Source organism: Pseudomonas baetica (assembly GCF_019733355.1).
In the GTDB taxonomy this organism is placed as follows: domain Bacteria; phylum Pseudomonadota; class Gammaproteobacteria; order Pseudomonadales; family Pseudomonadaceae; genus Aquipseudomonas; species Aquipseudomonas baetica_A.
Window position 1 is genome coordinate 43,834 of record NZ_JAIHLQ010000030.1, and the last position, 16,889, is coordinate 60,722.

13 protein-coding genes and 2 pseudogenes are annotated in these 16,889 nt (G+C 60.1%); 6 read left to right on the plus strand and 9 right to left on the minus strand.

Annotated elements, in window-relative coordinates; genetic code table 11:
* Positions 1–11: 11 nt before the first annotated feature.
* The 3 genes from K5E40_RS24100 to K5E40_RS24110 all read left to right on the plus strand — a co-directional run bounded on the left by K5E40_RS24100 (position 12) and on the right by K5E40_RS24110 (position 5,296).
* On the plus strand, positions 12–920 hold the full coding sequence (locus K5E40_RS24100) for a formylglycine-generating enzyme family protein (RefSeq protein WP_221732946.1): 909 nt from the start codon (positions 12–14) through the stop codon (positions 918–920).
* A gap of 147 nt (positions 921–1,067) precedes the next feature.
* Complete coding sequence (locus K5E40_RS24105) at positions 1,068–2,717, plus strand: cyclic peptide export ABC transporter (protein WP_221732947.1); 1,650 nt, start codon at positions 1,068–1,070, stop codon at positions 2,715–2,717.
* A 116-nt stretch (positions 2,718–2,833) separates the two neighbouring features.
* Positions 2,834–5,296, plus strand: a complete 2,463-nt coding sequence (locus tag K5E40_RS24110; RefSeq protein ID WP_221732948.1) for a TonB-dependent siderophore receptor — start codon at positions 2,834–2,836, stop codon at positions 5,294–5,296.
* Between the two features lie 1,027 nt (positions 5,297–6,323).
* On the opposite strand, the gene K5E40_RS24115 is transcribed toward K5E40_RS24110, so the two are convergent.
* Positions 6,324–6,782, minus strand: coding sequence for a DMT family transporter (locus K5E40_RS24115; protein WP_221732949.1), 459 nt, complete (start codon positions 6,780–6,782; stop codon positions 6,324–6,326).
* The gene (locus K5E40_RS24120; protein ID WP_221732950.1) at positions 6,782–7,267 is read right to left on the minus strand and encodes a DMT family transporter; all 486 of its coding nucleotides are present in this window, start codon (positions 7,265–7,267) and stop codon (positions 6,782–6,784) included. Before K5E40_RS24120 ends, K5E40_RS24115 begins: the two co-directional genes overlap by 1 nt.
* A gap of 112 nt (positions 7,268–7,379) precedes the next feature.
* On the opposite strand from K5E40_RS24120, the gene K5E40_RS24125 reads away from it, so the two are divergent.
* Entirely contained in the window at positions 7,380–8,315 is a 936-nt protein-coding gene (locus K5E40_RS24125; protein WP_221732951.1) for a LysR family transcriptional regulator, read from the plus strand.
* A 123-nt stretch (positions 8,316–8,438) separates the two neighbouring features.
* Here K5E40_RS24125 and K5E40_RS35705 read toward each other — a convergent pair whose 3' ends face one another.
* The 3 genes and pseudogenes from K5E40_RS35705 to K5E40_RS24135 all read right to left on the minus strand — a co-directional run bounded on the left by K5E40_RS35705 (position 8,439) and on the right by K5E40_RS24135 (position 11,633).
* Positions 8,439–9,260, minus strand: coding sequence for a methyl-accepting chemotaxis protein (locus K5E40_RS35705; protein ID WP_401135169.1), 822 nt, complete (start codon positions 9,258–9,260; stop codon positions 8,439–8,441).
* An 84-nt stretch (positions 9,261–9,344) separates the two neighbouring features.
* Positions 9,345–10,121 (minus strand): annotated as a pseudogene (locus K5E40_RS35710) (cache domain-containing protein); the annotation flags it as partial.
* A 195-nt stretch (positions 10,122–10,316) separates the two neighbouring features.
* Positions 10,317–11,633 carry a Na+/H+ antiporter family protein gene (locus tag K5E40_RS24135; RefSeq protein ID WP_221732953.1) on the minus strand — a complete coding sequence of 439 codons (1,317 nt, stop codon included), beginning with the start codon at positions 11,631–11,633 and terminating at the stop codon, positions 10,317–10,319.
* 1,398 nt (positions 11,634–13,031) lie between these two features.
* Here K5E40_RS24135 and K5E40_RS35715 point away from each other — a divergent pair.
* Together K5E40_RS35715 and K5E40_RS35720 are read left to right on the plus strand one after the other, a co-directional pair.
* Positions 13,032–13,178: pseudogene (locus K5E40_RS35715) on the plus strand (HAMP domain-containing protein); the annotation flags it as partial.
* 102 nt (positions 13,179–13,280) lie between these two features.
* On the plus strand, positions 13,281–14,036 hold the full coding sequence (locus K5E40_RS35720; protein ID WP_401135172.1) for a methyl-accepting chemotaxis protein: 756 nt from the start codon (positions 13,281–13,283) through the stop codon (positions 14,034–14,036).
* A 123-nt stretch (positions 14,037–14,159) separates the two neighbouring features.
* Here K5E40_RS35720 and K5E40_RS24145 read toward each other — a convergent pair whose 3' ends face one another.
* Genes K5E40_RS24145 through K5E40_RS24160 form a run of 4 tightly spaced genes read right to left on the minus strand, consistent with a single transcriptional unit; the run spans position 14,160 to position 16,761 of the window.
* On the minus strand, positions 14,160–15,473 hold the full coding sequence (locus K5E40_RS24145; RefSeq protein WP_221732955.1) for a sensor histidine kinase: 1,314 nt from the start codon (positions 15,471–15,473) through the stop codon (positions 14,160–14,162).
* Positions 15,470–16,138 (minus strand): response regulator transcription factor, encoded by a 669-nt coding sequence (locus tag K5E40_RS24150; protein WP_221732956.1) that lies wholly within the window; start codon positions 16,136–16,138, stop codon positions 15,470–15,472. Before K5E40_RS24150 ends, K5E40_RS24145 begins: the two co-directional genes overlap by 4 nt.
* 3 nt (positions 16,139–16,141) lie before the next feature.
* The gene (locus tag K5E40_RS24155; protein ID WP_221732957.1) at positions 16,142–16,453 is read right to left on the minus strand and encodes a PepSY domain-containing protein; all 312 of its coding nucleotides are present in this window, start codon (positions 16,451–16,453) and stop codon (positions 16,142–16,144) included.
* Complete coding sequence (locus K5E40_RS24160; RefSeq protein WP_221732958.1) at positions 16,453–16,761, minus strand: PepSY domain-containing protein; 309 nt, start codon at positions 16,759–16,761, stop codon at positions 16,453–16,455. Before K5E40_RS24160 ends, K5E40_RS24155 begins: the two co-directional genes overlap by 1 nt.
* Positions 16,762–16,889 lie beyond the last annotated feature (128 nt).

Consider the following 16,889-nt stretch of genomic DNA (forward strand, 5'->3'; position numbering starts at 1 on the left):
GAGACCCCGCAATGAACAGTGAACTGCGTCGTTTTTCCTTGAAGGCCATGCCGGCGCTGATGCTCACCGCCCTCGCCATCAGCCTGCTGCCAGGCGCTGCCCACGCCGCCACGCCACCTGCGCCGGGCAAGGTGTTCAAGGACTGCAAGGACTGCCCGGAAATGGTCGTACTGCCCACCGGCACGTTCACCATGGGCACTCCGGATGACGAAGTCGGCCGCGAACCTGACGAAGGCCCGATGCACCCGGTGACGTTTACCAACCCGCTGGCGATCAGCCGCTTTCAGATTTTGAAGAGCCAGTGGGACGCCTACCTCACCGACACCGGTTACAACATGCCCGACGGTGACACCCGCCCCGGTCGCGCCTGCAAGGCCGGCATTCCCGACTATCAGGGCAGCGACCCGAAAAAACAGTACACCGACAAGCATCCGGCGGTGTGCATGGACTTCCCTGAAGTCGAGGCGTACGTGGCGTGGCTGTCGAAGAAAACCGGCAAGCAATATCGACTGGTCAGCGAATCCCTGCGTGAATACGCCGCCCGCGCCGGCAGCAGCGGCCCCTTCCCCTTCCCGTTCGATGAGGGCAAGGAATACAGCATCGCCAAACACGCCAACACCTACGGCGCCGCCGATGGCTACAACTTCACTGCGCCGGCCGGCAGCTTCCCGGCCAACGCCTTCGGCGTCTACGACATGCACGGCAACATCTATGAATGGACAGCCGATTGCTACAACGAAAACTACGTCGGTGCGCCCAGCGATGGCAGTGCCTGGTCGAGCGGCAAATGCGAAGTACGCCGCATACGCGGCAACGACTGGGGTGAGGCGCCAGTGTTCTCGCGCTCCGGCAATCGCAACGCGACCTACACCGACACGCGTGGCGACTGGATCGGCTTTCGCGTCGCCCGCGATCTGTAGCGCTATCGCCCGGCTAAATTAGCCGTCCTGCCAGTCGTTTTACAGGTGGGCGCCAACCGACACGGCGCGCCACCGCCCTCTACGTCATCCAGACGAAGCCCGCGAGTCAATGCCGGCCTTCGCCGCTCTCTCAAGCAGGGAACCTCCATGAGCAAACCAACACGCGGGGTGATCAATGAATTGTTCGCCCTGCTCAAACCCTTTCGGCTGATCGTCACCGGCGCGATCCTGCTCGGCATGGTCGGTGGTCTGAGCGTCACCGCATTACTGGCAACCATCAACAGCGTGCTGCACAGCGAAGGCGATCTGACCGGCACCATGGTCGCGGTCTTCGCCGGCCTGTGCCTGATGGCCCTGACCACTTCGATTTTTTCCGACATTGGCACCAACTATGTCGGCCAACACATCATCGCCAAGCTGCGCAAGGAACTGGGCGAGAAAGTCCTCTCGGCGCCGATCGAGCAGATCGAGCGCTACCGCAGCCATCGCCTGATTCCGGTGTTGACCCACGACGTCGATACCATCAGCGACTTCGCGTTCGCATTCGCCCCGCTGGCGATTTCGATGACCGTGACCCTCGGGTGCATGGGTTATCTGGCGATGCTGTCGTGGCCGATGTTTCTGCTGACGGTGGTCGCCATTCTGATCGGCACGGTTGTTCAATACATTGCTCGCGGGCGCGGCATGCAGGGATTCATGAAGGCCCGCGACTACGAAGACGAATTGCAGAAGAGCTACCACGCCGTCGCTGAGGGCGCCAAGGAGCTGCGCATCCATCGGCCGCGCCGGCACCGCATGTTTGTCTCGGGCATTGAAGGCACGGCGCACAAGATCTGCGACACCCAGGTGCGATCGGTGAACATATTCGTGATCGCCAAGACGCTCGGCTCGATGCTGTTCTTCGTCGTGATCGGTCTTGCGTTGGGCCTGCAATCGCTTTGGCCGAGCGCCGATAAAGCGGTCATGAGCGGTTTTGTACTGGTGCTGCTGTATATGAAAGGCCCGCTCGAACACATCATTGCCGCGCTGCCGATTGTCAGTCGCGCGCAGATCGCGTTCCGCCGTATCGCCGAGTTGTCCGAGCAGTTTTCCTCACCCGAACCGCACCTGCTGCTCAACGATCAAGGCCATGAAAAGACAACGGTGCAGAGCCTGGAGCTGACCGACGTCTCGTACAGCTTTCCGACCGTACAAGGCGCGATCCCATTCCGTCTCGGGCCGGTGAACCTGAAGATCGAACAGGGTGACATCATCTTCATCGTGGGCGAGAACGGCTGCGGCAAAACCACCCTGATCAAACTGCTGCTGGGCCTGTACGCGCCGCAGCAAGGTGAAATCCGCCTCAACGAGCAGATCATCGACGCCACCACCCGTGACGATTACCGTCAACTGTTCACCACGATTTTCGCCGACTACTACCTGTTCGACGACGTGGTGCAGGGCGACACGCACATTCCGCAAGATGCCAACAAATATCTGGAGCGTCTGGAAATCGCGCACAAGGTCAGCGTGCGCGATGGCTCGTTCACTACCACCGACCTCTCGACCGGCCAACGCAAGCGTCTGGCCCTGATCAACGCGTGGCTGGAAGAACGGCCGGTACTGGTGTTCGACGAGTGGGCCGCCGACCAGGACCCGACCTTCCGCCGTATTTTCTATACCGAGCTGCTGCCTGACCTCAAGCGTCTGGGCAAAACCATCATCGTCATTTCCCACGACGATCGTTACTTTGATGTCGCCGACCAACTGGTGCGCATGAACGCCGGCAAAGTGGTCACCGAGCTTCAACCCGCCTGATTGTGAAAAATTTGTAAAAAAAAGCGTTGAGTCTTTCCGGTTTTCGGAAGGCTCAACGTCTTACTTACAGTTAATAGAAATAGTTCTCAGTCAACACTTTGAAGAGTAGAAGAACAATGCCCGCACCGCACGGACTCCACCCGCTCGCCAAGGCTCTGCTGATCCGCAGCTCCTTACGTTCCACGTTGCCAGCGCTGTGCGCCATGGCTCTGACCCTGCCATTGGCAGGCCAGGCTCAGGCCGCCGCCGTGGCGATCAATATTCCTGCGCAGTCGCTGGGGAGCGCTTTGCAGGAATTCGGTCGCCAGACCAACCTTCAGGTGCTGTACAGCCCGGATGAAGTGAGTGGCCTGCGCAGCACCGCCGTCAACGGCAACCTGGAACCAACGGCCGCGATCGCCCAGTTGCTCAATGGCACCGACATCGCCTACAGCGTGCAGGGCAACAACGTCGCATTGCGCGCCCGCAACGCCAACGGCGCCAGCCTGGATCTGGCACCGACCAACATTTCCGCCTCCGCGGAATCAGCCTGGGGTCCGGTCGACGGGATCGTCGCCAAGCGCAGCGCCTCGGGTTCGAAAACCGATACCGCGATCAAGGAAATTCCGCAGACCATCAACGTCGTGACACAAGACGAAATCAAGATGCGCGGTTCGAAGTCGGTGACCGAAGCCCTGCTCTACACGCCAGGCATGACCGGCGGCGGTTTTGCAGACCGGGTGAAGATTTTCGACGAGCCAACCTCCCGTGGCTTTTCCCCTACCCCGCTTTACCTCGACGGCCTGCACATGCCTTATGGCGGCGGCAGCACCGGCGGTTCGCTGCAGATCGACCCGTACACCCTGGAGCGCGTCGAAGTGCTCAAGGGCCCCGCGTCGGTGCTTTACGGCCAGAACCAGCCTGGCGGTATCGTCAACATGGTCAGCAAGCGTCCGACCGCCACTGCGCTGCACGAAGTGAAGATCGGTGGCGGCAGCTATGACCGCAAATACGGAGCCTTCGACTTCGGTGGTCCGATTGACGATCAGGGCGAGTTCCTCTATCGCCTGACCGGCGTGTTCAACGACAGCAACTCGGCCATCGACTACGCCAGCCAGAACCGCATGTTGCTGGCGCCAAGCCTGACCTGGCTGCCGAACGACCGCACCACCATCACTGTCTTCGGCCAGTACCAGAAAGACCACGACGTACCGGAAGCCCAGGGTTTACCTGCGTTCGGCACGGTCAAGAGCACCTCGAACGGGCGTATCAGTCGCAGCCGGTTCATTGGCGAGCCGGACGTGAACAAGTACCACCGCGAGCAGTTCGTCCTCGGTTACGAAATCGCCCACGAACTCAACGACGTCTGGACCCTGAAACAGAACGCTCGTTACGCCGACGTCAACGACCAGTACGTGGCGCCGCTGCACGGTTATTCGTTCCCGACCAACCCGGTCACCGGCCTTAACGACAACAGCTACCAGAACCGATACGCGGTGGACTGGTCGCAGCACAACAAGGTTTACGGCATCGATAACATCGCCCAGGCCAAGTTCAAGACTGCCGATATCGACCACACCGTGCTGTTGGGCGTGGACTACTACCACTTCAACTCGCAGTTCCTTGGCCTCTACGACCGCACCGCGCCGGGTATCGACCTGTACAACCCGGTATATGGCAGCCAGATCAATTTCCGCCAGCCGTACAAATGGGACAACACCATCACGCAGACCGGCCTGTACGCTCAGGATCAACTGCGCTGGAATCAGTGGTTCCTGACCCTTGGCGGTCGTTATGACTTCGCTGAAACAGACAACAAGCAACCACTGACTCGCGGCCACACCAACCAGAAGGACGAGAAGTTCACCGGTCGTGCCGGCCTTGGCTATGAGTTTGAGAACGGCATCACGCCATACGTGAGCTACGCCGAATCGTTCCTGCCGCAAACCGGTACCGACATGGGCGGCGGCGCATTCGAACCGACCACCGGCAAGCAGTACGAAGTCGGTATCAAGTACGAGCCGACGTCCATCGATGGCTTCATTCAGGTTTCGGCCTACCAGATCGACCAGGACAACATGCTCACCTCGGACCTCAACAATCCGGGCTTCAGCACCCAGAGCGGCACCGTCCGCTCGCGTGGTGTCGAGTTGGAAGGCAAGGTCAATGTCACCCGCAACCTGCGCGTAATGGCGGCGGTGTCGCGTAACCAGACCAAGTGGGAGAAAGACAACGACGGTCGTGAAGGTCGCACCCTGGCGATGCGTCCACCACTGACCGCGTCCGCTTGGGTCAACTACGACTTCGACAATTCCACTGCCCTGGCCGGTTTCGGTATGGGTCTGGGTGCACGCTACGTGCGCAGCAGCTACGGTTCGGACTACGAGTCGGACTCGTTCCAGATCCCGTCCTACACCGTGTATGACGCCATGGTCTCCTATGACCTGGAAAAATCGCCGCTGCACGTCAAAGGCGTGAAGCTGCAAGCCAACCTGCAGAACCTCACCGACGAGAAGTACGTTGCCGCGTGCAACAGCACCCTCGACTGCTACTACGGCGAAGGCCGTACCATGACCGCCGACGTGACCTACAACTGGTAATACGTTCAGCGATCACTAAAGCGCCGACATCTGTCGGCGTTTTTCTTGCTTGATTGGGCTTGGCGGCCGTTGGGCCGACCATGCTCTTGTGGACTTTGTGAGTGTCCGTTTTTTGGGGGTTACGGCTGGCGGTTCCGCGCTTAGAGCGGGTCACTTTTACCAGACGCCGAAAAGGTGACCAAAAAGTCTTCTCCCTGACGTACGGCACTTCGCTGAAGCTCAGTGTTCCCTTCTTAGCGTCGGCTAGTGCCGAAGAACCTCGAAAGCGCAAGGCTATGCATGGCTTGCTGAGGGGGCAATGCTTGGATTGGGGTTGGGTTGGGGGCATATCCGTTGCTGCGGGTGTTGCCGCTGGCGGTTTCGCTTTTACAGCGACTCACTTTTCCAAACGCCGAAAAGTAAGCAAAAGGCTTTGCCCCCGGCGTACGGCACTTCGCTGAGGCTCAGTGTTCCCTCGCTACGGTGTCCATCCGAGGGCATCGCCTCCGGTTTGCTTCGCTGCACCTCCTCTCGATGTGTGCGGCTTCGCCACAAGGCGCTGCGCGCCTACCCCCTGATGAACACCTTCGCTCGGCCTGCCGATGGGGCAAAAGAGCAAAAGCAACATCAAAAGCCAGAGCCAGAGCCAAAGCCAAAGCCAAAGCAGATCAAAAGATCGCAGCCTTCGGCAGCTCCAGGGAAATCGGCAGCCCCTTTACTCTGCTGTCAGACCGCTTTCGCGAGCAAGCTCGCCCCCACAGAAAATCAAAAGCCGACCGCACGCTCTTCCACCACTCATCACAATGAGCGTTAGCTCGAGTAAAGCTCTTGATCTCAAAGGCCCGTCGGCAGGCTGAGAGCAGGGATTGATCCGGTGGTGGGAGCGCAGCGACCGTTCGACGGAGTCGAACACATCGAGAGGAGGTGCAGCTAAGCAAACCGCAGGCGAATGCCCCCGGATCAATCCAGCAGCGAGGGCCGAACGTCAGGGCGCAACCTTAAGAAGCCGTTACCGCAGCAACGGATATTCACTCAATCAAACAGCCAGTCAGTCAGCCCCCCGAACACTACTGCGATACATAAACACCAAAGCCAACCCCAAACAGACCATCGCCAAAATCCGGTTAGCAGACAAATCGATAGCCGGGTTGCCAAGCCAGCCAAAGTTATCAATCAACATCCCCATCCCCAACTGCCCGACAATCACCGCTACCGTCGCCACCGCCGTCCCCACCCGTGGCACCGCACCAACCATCACGATCATGTACACCACGCCAAACAAAGCACCGCTGAGCTGCCATTTCGGCACGTCGAGCAAATTCACCGCGTGGGCCGGTTCAAAGAACAGAATCAGCAACCCGGTAACCAGCGCACCCACGGCAAACGTCAGCAAACTACTGCGCAAAACCCCAACGGTTTCACCCAAACGCCCATTGATCGCAGCCTGAACACTCAACACCGCGCCTGCCGCAACCACCACGGCCAACAAAATAATCAGATTCATCATCAACCCCGAGCAATCAAGACAAGTGCGGCGACAATCAGCAGCAGCGCCAGCCAACGTTCACCGTTGACCTTTTTACGAACCGCGCCGAACCAACCAAAGTGGTCGATCAACACACTCTTGCCAACCTGCCCGGAGAGAATCGCGATCATGGTCATGGCGATGCCAATGTGCGGGGTCGCCAGCGTCAGCACCACCACGTAGATCGGCCCGAGAACACCACCGATCAACTGCCAGCGCGGCAATGTGTTCAGTGCCGGCCCTTGTTGCGGGCCGCTGAACAACAGGAGCAAAAACAGAATCGCCGAGCCCACGCCGAAAATGCTCAACGTCGCCCACAAATGCCCGACCTGCACACCCAACGGCCCGAGCAAACCGGCCTCTACCGACAAACCCATCCCCGCCAAAATCACCAGCGGCAGCAACAACAAGCGCAACCCCGGTTTAACCGCCGGCGGCGCAACACTCACTTCATCCAACGTCTGCATCACAAACATCCAGGCCAATAAACGATGGCGCGGATTATCGGCTGGCGCCGCTGTGCGATAAATGGGAGCATCCTGACAACACTTTTGCGCAATACGCACAGCAGGACATCGCATGCACGGGCTTAACGAACTGGGATTCAAAGCGCTAAGGCTGTTTGTGGCCGTACTCGACCACGGCAGTTTTTCCGAAGTCGCCCGCCGCGAAGGCGTGGCGCCCTCTTCGATCTCAAGGCAGATCCAGTTGATGGAGCAGGCGCTCAACCAGCAATTGCTCTACCGCCACACCCGGGCGGTCACGCCAACCGAGGCCGGACGCATGCTCGGCCATCATGCGCGGCTGGTGCTGGTGCAACTGGAAGAAGCCGAGCAGGCGTTGCAGGAACAGCAAAGCGAACCCACGGGCCTGGTGCGAATCAACGCCCCCGTGGTGTTCGGCCAACGCCATCTGACGCCGTGGCTCGGTCAGTTATGCGCGCGCTATCCGAAGCTGCAACTGGATATTCAACAGACTGACCATTACGTCGATCCGCTGCAGGAAGGCGCCGATTTGCTGTTTCGCATCGGCCCGCTGCACGACTCCAGCATGCAAGCGCGGACTCTGGCGCCACATCGATTCCACGTCGCCGCCAGCCCCGCTTACCTCAAACGCCACGGCACCCCGCAACATCCGGATGATCTGGCGCAGCATCAGTGCCTGGCCTACAAAGGCGCGACCGGCCAACAGCGCTGGTTTTTTCGCCGTGACGGGCAAGACTGGACGCCGTATTCGGTCAAAGGCCCGATCACCGGCAACCACGCCGACACCCTCACGCAAGCCGCCGAGCAGGGATTGGGGCTGGTGATGTTTCCGTCTTGGCTGATTGGTGAGGCGGTGCGCGAAGGCAGGCTGGTACCGGTACTGAGGGAATATCAGGTCTCCAACAGCCTGGAGCCGCAGCAGATTGCAGTGCTGTGGCCGGGGAGCCGTCGGCTGTCGGTGAAGGTGCGGACAGTCATCGACTTCTTCATCGAATGCTTCGGCGAAATCCCCTATTGGGACAGACCTTAAGCCACACACAAAACCCAATGTGGGAGCGGGCTTGCTCGCGAAGACGGTGTGTCAGAGACAGAAATACTGACTGTCACAACGCCTTCGCGAGCAAACCCGCTCCCACAGGTTATGCGTAGCGTTCTAGATACGGAACTGGCCTACGAGCTTGCCCAACCGCTGGCCCAAATCCGCCAGGCTGCGTGAAGTCTGCGCCCCCAACTGCGTTTCATCCGCCACGTTATCCACCGCCACCGCAATCTGATGCACGCTGCGGTTGATCTCTTCGGCCACCGCCGTTTGCTCTTCGGCAGCGCTGGCAATCTGCGCGTTCATCGAGTTGATTGTCGCAATCAACTCAGCCATCGCATCCAGCGAAGCCCCGGCCTGATTAGCCTGCACCGAGGTGCCATCACCTGCCTCACTGGAACGGCGCATGGCCTCGACCGCCGACTGCGTCCCGGCCTGCAAGCGATCAATCATCCCCTGGATTTCCTGCGTGCTGATCTGCGTACGACTGGCCAGCGCCCGCACCTCATCGGCCACCACCGCAAAGCCGCGCCCGGCCTCACCGGCCCGCGCCGCTTCAATCGCCGCGTTCAGTGCCAGCAGGTTGGTTTGTTCGGCAATCGAGCGGATCACCCCCAGCACGCCGACAATCGACGACACATCCTGTTGCAGACTGTCCAACGACACGCCACTGCTGCGAATGTCGTCCACCAGCGCATGAATCTGTTTGATGCTGCCGGCCACCACGCGTTTGGCGCTCTGGCCTTCTTCGTCGGTCTGCTGGGCAGCGACGGCAGCGTTCTGCGCGCTCTTGGCGACTTCCTGCGCGGCAGCGGACATTTCGTTGATCGCCGTGGCGACCTGATCGGTCTCGTGGCGCTGACGCTCCATCGCTTGATCCGAGCGCTGTGCCTGATCGGACACCTGTGTCACCAACCCGGTCAGTTGCGTAGTCATCTCGGTGATCTGGCGCACCAGACCATGAATCTTGTCGACGAAACGGTTGAACGAGCCGGCCAGTTCGCCGAGTTCATCCTGGCTGGTGATGTTCAGTCGGCGAGTCAGGTCACCCTCGCCCGCCGCAATGTCATCGAGATTGGCTTTCATCAGGTTCAGCGGGCGCAGAATGGCGTTGGCCAGCAACATCCCCGCCACGGCGATGAGCAGCAGCATCACCACGGCTACGCCAACGATGCTCAGCACCACGCCTTGCATACGCTCCTGCACCTTGGCTTCGACCACCGCCACCTGCGCCTCGATGCCGTCAAGGTTGACCGAAGAACCGACGGCCATGTCCCACTTCGCCAGGTATTCGGTGTAGCCGAGTTTCGGCACCAGTACCTTGGCATTGCCTGGCAGCGGTGAGCTGTATTGCAGATAGTGAGTACCGTCCTTCGCCACACTCACCAGACCGCGGTTGACGTAGACGCCATTTGGATCGCGTTTGTCCTTGAAGCTTTTGCCCACGCCTTCGGGATCATTGGCCTTGAACAGGCGCACGGTCTCGGAGTCGTAACCGAAGAAGTAGCCATCCTTGCCGTAGCGAATACCCGACAGCAGTTTGATCGCTTGCGCCCGCGCCGCTTCATCGCCGGGAGCGGCGGCGTCATACAACGGCTTGATCGCGGTCATGGCCACGGCGACGTAACTTTGCAGTGTGGCTTTGGCATCGCTGAGCAGACGCTGGCGGGTTTCTTCGACTTCCTTGCTGGCCTGGTCCTGAAGGATGAACAGCGTGGTCAGGCTGATCACCAGCGCAAATAGCAACACCGGAAGAACGGCAAGGGAAAGGACTTTAGCCTTGAGACTCAGGCGCATGGGGGGCTCACTCTCTTGGTTTTATTGGCGTGGTTAAAGGCTTTAACGGCACGCCAGATCAAAAGTTGAGCAAACGATTCAATCCACCCCCTGTGGGAGCGAGCTTGCTCGCGAAGGCGTCGTGTCAGTCAGCAATTCTGTGTCTGATACACCGCTTTCGCGAGCAGGCTCGCGCCTACATGGGGATTTGTGGTGTTACAGCACCATCGCCCCGACCCAACCGAACGCCAGCAGTGGCAGGTTGTAGTGCAGGAACGTTGGCACCACGGTGTCCCAGATATGGTGATGCTGGCCGTCGATGTTCAAGCCGGAGGTCGGGCCCAGCGTCGAGTCCGAGGCCGGTGAACCGGCGTCGCCCAGCGCACCGGCGGTACCGACAATGCACACGGTCGCCAGAGGGCTGAAACCCAATTGCACACACAACGGCACGAAAATCGCCGCCAGAATCGGCACGGTGGAGAACGACGAGCCGATACCCATGGTCACCAACAAACCCACCAACAGCATCAGCAACACACCCACGCCCTTGCTGTGGTTGATCCACGTCGCCGACGACTCGACCAGGGTCTGCACCTGCCCGGTGGCCTTCATCACTTCGGCAAACCCGGAGGCGGCGATCATGATGAAACCGATCATCGCCATCATCTTCATGCCTTGAGTGAACAGGTCATCGGTCTCGCGCCACTTGACGATACCGGAGGCCGAGAAAATCAGAAAACCGGCCAGCGCCCCGATAATCATCGAGTCGAGCAACAACTGAACGACGAATGCCGCCGCAATCGCCACACCGGCAATCATCAGACTCAGCGGGTTGTACTGCACCGCCACCTGCTCGACCTGCTCGATTTTCGCCAGGTCGTAAACGCGCTTCTTGCGGTAGCTGATGAAAGCCATCGCCAGGCCGAACACCATGCCCAATGCCGGAATGCCCATGGCGTGGGTGACATTGATGCCGCTGATGTCGACACCGCTGCGGGCAACGTTAGCCAGCAGGATTTCATTGAGGAAGATGTTGCCGAAGCCCACCGGCAGAAACATGTACGGGGTGATCAGACCGAACGTCATCACGCAGGCAATCAATCGGCGATCCAGTTGCAACTTGCTCAGTACATAGAGAAGTGGCGGCACCAGCAGCGGAATAAACGCAATGTGGATTGGCAGGATGTTCTGCGAGGCTATCGCGACCACCCACAGCATGCCGATCAGCACCCATTTGACGTTACCGCCGCCGGTCGAATGCTGGCGATCAACCATTACCAGAACCTTGTCGGCCAGCGCGTGGGCCAAGCCAGACTTGGCAATCGCCACCGCGAAAGCGCCGAGCAACGCGTAGGACAACGCCACCGTCGCCCCGCCGCCCAGACCGCTATTGAACGCCTTGAGCGTGGCATCAATGCCCAGACCACCGGACAGACCGCCGACCAGCGCACCGACGATCAGAGCGATCACTACGTGCACGCGGGACAGACTCAGGATCAGCATCACGCCGACGGCTGCAATCACTGCATTCATTTCACTACCTCAAAATCACTGCGGTGCAATAGTCACCGCCAGACAGGTTGAGTCCGCCCACGGAGCACCGGCGGATTTGCAAAGAGGGTCTTATTAGAAGGGCGCGCACTTTGAAGGAAGCAGCGGCAAGCTGCAAGTCACTAGCGGCAAGCTTTTGTGTTTTCCGCTTGCAGCTTGTTGCTTGCAGCTCAAGAAAGCTGCTGTCAGGCCGCTACAGTGCAAAGTCTCAGATATTTATCGAATAAGGACGTCTCCATGTGGCTAAGACAACTTTCCATCCAATGGAAAATCACCCTGCTCGCCGGGCTTTGCCTGGCCGGTATCGTGACCCTGTTGGTCGGTCTTTCGCTGTATCGCATGGAGCACAGTTCCGAGCTGGTGAAGGCTTCAAGCATGGAGATGCTCACCGAGTCGGCTCAGGCGCGCATCGAATCCCAGGGAGAAGTGCAGGCGGCGGGCATTCGCCAGCAGTTCATGGACGCCTATCAATACGGCCACGGTTTCTCGCGACAGGTGTTGTTCCTGCGTGAACAGGCAGAAAAGCGCTTTCTCGATGCCTTCGATCTGCGCGAAGACATGACCCGTCAGGTCAAGTCCGCGCTGCAAGCCAACCCGGATTTGCTTGGCCTGTCGCTGGTGTTCGAAGCCAATGGGCTGGACGGCAAGGACGAACTGTTCGCCGGGCAAGCGGAACTGGGCAGCAACGAGAAGGGCCGCTTCGCCCTGTACTGGTCGCAGCCTGTGCCAGGCAAAGTCACGTCGATGGCGTTGCCGGAAAGCGACATGGCCGACACCAGCACCGGCCCCAGTGGCCAAGCGGCCAACGCTTGGTTCACCTGCCCGCGCACGACCCTCAAGCCGTGCGTGATCGAACCGTACTTCTACGTGATCGACGGCCAGAAGGTGCTGATGACCAGCATCGTCTTCCCACTGATGGTCAACGGCAAGGTCATCGCCTCGCTGTCGGTGGACATCAACCTCAACAGCCTGCAAGCGATCAGCCAGGGCGCGAGCAAAAAGCTCTATGACGGCCAGACCGCCGTGAGCATCATCAGCCCCGCCGGCCTGCTCGCCGGTTACAGTCCGGATGCCGGCAAACTCAGCCAGCGCCTGGACGCCGTCGACACCACCAGCGGCGCCGAACTGCTGCGCCTGCTCGCCTCCAGCAGCAGCGTCAGCAGCCTGCACAGCAAAGGCCAGTTGAAAGTGCTGTCGCCGTTCCAGCCGATTCCAGGTGGGCCGTCGTGGGGTGTATTGCTCGATGTGCCGGAGAAAGTCCTGGTCAGCCGCGCCGAAGCGCTCAAACAACAACTGGATGCGAGCAACACCTCGGGCACGCTGATCGAACTGAGCCTCGGCGTGCTGGCCGCGCTGGTCGGCCTGTTGTTGGTGTGGCTGATGGCGCGCAGTGTGACCAAACCGATCCTCGGCGTGGCGCACATGCTGGAAGACATCGCCAGCGGCGAAGGTGATCTGACCCGTCGCCTGGCGTACGACAAGAAGGACGAACTCGGTCAACTGGCCGGTTGGTTCAACCGCTTCCTCGACAAGTTGCAGCCGATCATTGCCGAAGTGAAACGCTCGGTACAGGACGCGCGCAACACCGCCGACCAGTCCTCGGCCATCGCCACCCAGACCAGCGCCGGCATGGAGCAGCAATACCGTCAGGTCGATCAGGTCGCCACCGCCTCCCATGAAATGAGCGCCACCGCCCAGGACGTCGCCCGCAGCGCCGCCCAGGCCGCTGAAGCCGCCAAGGATGCCGATCGCGCAACCCGTGAGGGCCTGACGGTGATCGACCGCACCACGGCGAGCATCGACACACTCGCCAGTGACATGAGCGCTGCGATGGTCCAGGTCGAAGGCCTGGCCGCCAACAGCGAGAAAATCGGCACGGTACTGGAAACCATCCGCGCCATCGCCGAACAGACCAACTTGCTGGCACTCAACGCGGCCATCGAAGCCGCCCGCGCCGGTGAAGCCGGACGCGGTTTCGCCGTGGTCGCTGACGAAGTACGCAACCTCGCCCGCCGCACGCAAGAGTCGGTCGAGGAAACCCGTCAAGTCATCGAGCAGTTGCAGAACGGCACACAGGATGTGGTGGGTTCGATGGGCAACAGCCATCGTCAGGCGCAGGGCAGTGTCGAGCAGGTGGGACAAGCGGTGACCGCGTTGCGCCAGATTGGCGATGCGGTGACGGTGATCAGCGACATGAACCTGCAAATCGCCAGTGCGGCGGAAGAACAGAGCGCCGTGGCTGAGGAGATCAACAACAACGTGGCGACGATTCGTGATGTGACCGAGTCGCTGTCCGGGCAGGCGAATGAATCGGCGCGGGTGAGCCAGTCACTCAATAGCCTGGCCAATCAGCAGCAGAGTTTGATGGATCAGTTCCGGGTCTAAGGCCCACTGCACAACACAATGTGGGGCTTGCTCGCGAAGGCGACGGTTCAGTCGACATCTTGATTGACTGACCCGCCGCCTTCGCGAGCAAGCCCGCACAGTGGTTTTATAGCGACCGGCGGTTCAGCGCCGGGGCAACTCGACCACCACCTTCAACCCGCCCCACTCGCTTTCGCCCAGCACCAACAACCCGCCCCACGTATCGACGATATCCCGCACGATGCCCAGCCCCAGACCATGACCTTCAGTCTGCTCATCAAGCCGCGTCCCACGACTGAACACCTGGCCCCGTTGCGCTTCGGGTATCCCCGGCCCGTCATCCTCCACGCTCAGGGCAAAGCCATCAGTACGCTTGATCACACTGAGACGAACCTCGGCATCCGCCCATTTACAAGCGTTGTCCAGCAGGTTGCCAAGCAGCTCCAGCAGGTCTTCCCGATCCCATGGCAATTGCAATTGCGCCGGTGCCACGTAGCTCAGCGCCAGATGCTCGCCGTGGATCATGTTCAGCGTCGCCAACAGTCCTGGCAGTTCTGCGTCGCAATCGAACAACGCACCCGGCAGCGCATCACCGGACAATCGCGCACGATTGAGCTCGCGATTGAGCCGCTGCTGCACTTGCTCCAGTTGTTCCTTGAGGATCTTGCGCAACGCGGGATGGCCATCGAATTTTTCGCTCGACGCCAGACTCAACAGCACCGCCAATGGCGTCTTCAGGGCATGCCCCAAGTTGCCCAGCGCATTGCGCGAGCGTTTGAGGCTGTCTTCGGTATGGGCGAGCAAATGGTTGATCTGCGCCACCAACGGCTCCAGTTCCACGGGTACCTGATCGTCCAGTTGTGAACGCTGGCCTTGCTGCAATTGGGCGATCTGTTCGCGAGCCTTTTCCAGGGGGCGCAAGGCGCGACGCACGGTCAGACGTTGCAAAAACAGAATCAACAGCAACCCGGCCAGGCCCAGCCCCAGCCCGATCTGGCGCATGCGCTGAAAACTCTCGCGTACCGGGGTGTAATCCTGCGCGACGCTGATCGAGATCGACTGGCCCAGCCGTCGATAGTCCGAACGCAACACCAGCAACTGCTGCCCGTCCGGGCCCAATTGCAGATTGCTGTGCAGGCCTTGGTGTTCGAGCTGCGGCAGGTCCTGATCCCACAACGAGCGGGAACGCCAGTGGCTGTCGGCAAAATCAATGCGGAAATAGTGCCCGGAAAACGGTCGCTGATAGGCCGGCGACAGGTGCCGCTCATCCAGCTGCAAGCCTTGCGGGCCACGCACCAGCGCCACCAGCAGGCTTTCGCTGTCGTTGCGCAAACCGGCCTCGAGATAGCGCTGCAATCCCACCTCAAACAGCCACAGGCTGGTTTGCGCCAGCACCAGGCCCACGACCACCATCACGCTGATCAACCCCAGGCTCAAGCGGCGCTGGATTGACCTCACGAAGCTTGCCCGCCGAACAGGTAACCCTGGCCGCGACGGGTTTCGATCACGCTTTTGCCGAGCTTGCGGCGCAGGTGATTGACGTGGACTTCAAGGACGTTGGAATCACGCTCGGTCTCACCGTCATAGAGGTGTTCGGCGAGGTGGCTTTTGGAGAGGATTTGCTCGGGGTGCAGCATGAAATAGCGCAGCAAGCGAAATTCGGCGGCGGTCAGTTGAATGTCGGCGCCATCGCGAACGACACACTGGCGGCCCTCATCCAGATGCAGCCCGGCCGCCTTTAGCGTCGGCTGGTTGGCCTGGCCTTTGGAGCGGCGCAATAACGACTGAATGCGCAAATAGAGCTCTTCGGGATGAAACGGTTTGGTCAGGTAATCGTCGGCACCGGCCTTCAGGCCTTCGATGCGCTCGGCCCAGGAATCGCGCGCCGTGAGAATCAGTACCGGCACCGCCAGGCCACCGGCACGCCATTGCGCCAGCACCTCTAGTCCCGGCACGCCAGGCAAGCCGAGGTCAAGGATGATCAGGTCATAGGGCTCGCTGCGGCCCTGATACACCGCATCCCGACCGTCCGCCAGCCAATCCACTGCGTAACCTTGGCGTTGCAGGCCGGCGAGCAACTCGTCGGCCAGCGGTACGTGGTCTTCCACCAAAAGCAAACGCATCGATCAATCTTCCTCGTCTTTCACAAGTTCACCGGTATCAGCTTTCAGGTGCAGCTCACGCGCCACACCCTCGACGGTCAGCAGCTCGACTTCATACATGTAGACGTCGTGCTTCTCTTCCAGCTCGACCTCCAAAAGCTTCGCGCCGGGGTAACGCTTCATTGCCTGATGCAGCACTTGCTCCAGCGGCAAAATCACACCCCCGCGAACCAGGCGCAGCGCTTCGTCCTGATCGAGGTCGCGAGCCATCGCCGTCGAACAAAAAATCACGAGCGCCAACGCCGTGCAACGGGTGGCGCGAACATTAACCTTCATTACTTATCCTGATGATCCCTGAGAACCTGCCCCGTCACCGCGTTCAATTCCAGATCCCATTCCTGCCCCCGCGGATCACGCATTTCAACCTGGTAGATGTACTTGCCGTACTGCTCTTCCAGTTCGGTGTCGGTGATCTCGGAACCCGTGTGTCTGGCCAGCGCCGTGGCGTTGAGCTTTTCGAAGGAGACGATAGTACCAGCGTCGCGCAGACGCAGGGCTTCATCGGGACCAAGATCGCGGGCGTGGGCGATGCTGGCGGTCAAGCCGAAAAGCGAGGCGATGGACAGGGCAGTCAGGTTTTTCATGGGTGACTCCATATTTTTATGTGTTGCAACGCAGGGCACCTTAGCGGGATGAACTTAACTGAAACTGAATTGCCATCATTGTTTCCTTGCTCCCACAGAGGGCCACCGTGGTTCTATAATCCTTCGCT

What these genes read in the sequence shown, in the direction of transcription:
- K5E40_RS24105 (WP_221732947.1), top strand. Translation starts at nt 1,068, where the DNA reads ATGAGCAAACCAACACGCGGGGTGATCAATGAATTGTTCGCCCTGCTC.
- K5E40_RS24135 (WP_221732953.1), bottom strand. Translation starts at nt 11,633, where the DNA reads ATGAATGCAGTGATTGCAGCCGTCGGCGTGATGCTGATCCTGAGTCTG.
- K5E40_RS24155 (WP_221732957.1), bottom strand. Translation starts at nt 16,453, where the DNA reads ATGAAGGTTAATGTTCGCGCCACCCGTTGCACGGCGTTGGCGCTCGTG.
- K5E40_RS24160 (WP_221732958.1), bottom strand. Translation starts at nt 16,761, where the DNA reads ATGAAAAACCTGACTGCCCTGTCCATCGCCTCGCTTTTCGGCTTGACC.
- K5E40_RS24115 (WP_221732949.1), bottom strand. Translation starts at nt 6,782, where the DNA reads ATGATGAATCTGATTATTTTGTTGGCCGTGGTGGTTGCGGCAGGCGCG.
- K5E40_RS24125 (WP_221732951.1), top strand. Translation starts at nt 7,380, where the DNA reads ATGCACGGGCTTAACGAACTGGGATTCAAAGCGCTAAGGCTGTTTGTG.
- K5E40_RS24110 (WP_221732948.1), top strand. Translation starts at nt 2,834, where the DNA reads ATGCCCGCACCGCACGGACTCCACCCGCTCGCCAAGGCTCTGCTGATC.
- K5E40_RS35720 (WP_401135172.1), top strand. Translation starts at nt 13,281, where the DNA reads ATGGAGCAGCAATACCGTCAGGTCGATCAGGTCGCCACCGCCTCCCAT.
- K5E40_RS35705 (WP_401135169.1), bottom strand. Translation starts at nt 9,260, where the DNA reads ATGACTACGCAACTGACCGGGTTGGTGACACAGGTGTCCGATCAGGCA.
- K5E40_RS24120 (WP_221732950.1), bottom strand. Translation starts at nt 7,267, where the DNA reads ATGCAGACGTTGGATGAAGTGAGTGTTGCGCCGCCGGCGGTTAAACCG.
- K5E40_RS24150 (WP_221732956.1), bottom strand. Translation starts at nt 16,138, where the DNA reads ATGCGTTTGCTTTTGGTGGAAGACCACGTACCGCTGGCCGACGAGTTG.
- K5E40_RS24100 (WP_221732946.1), top strand. Translation starts at nt 12, where the DNA reads ATGAACAGTGAACTGCGTCGTTTTTCCTTGAAGGCCATGCCGGCGCTG.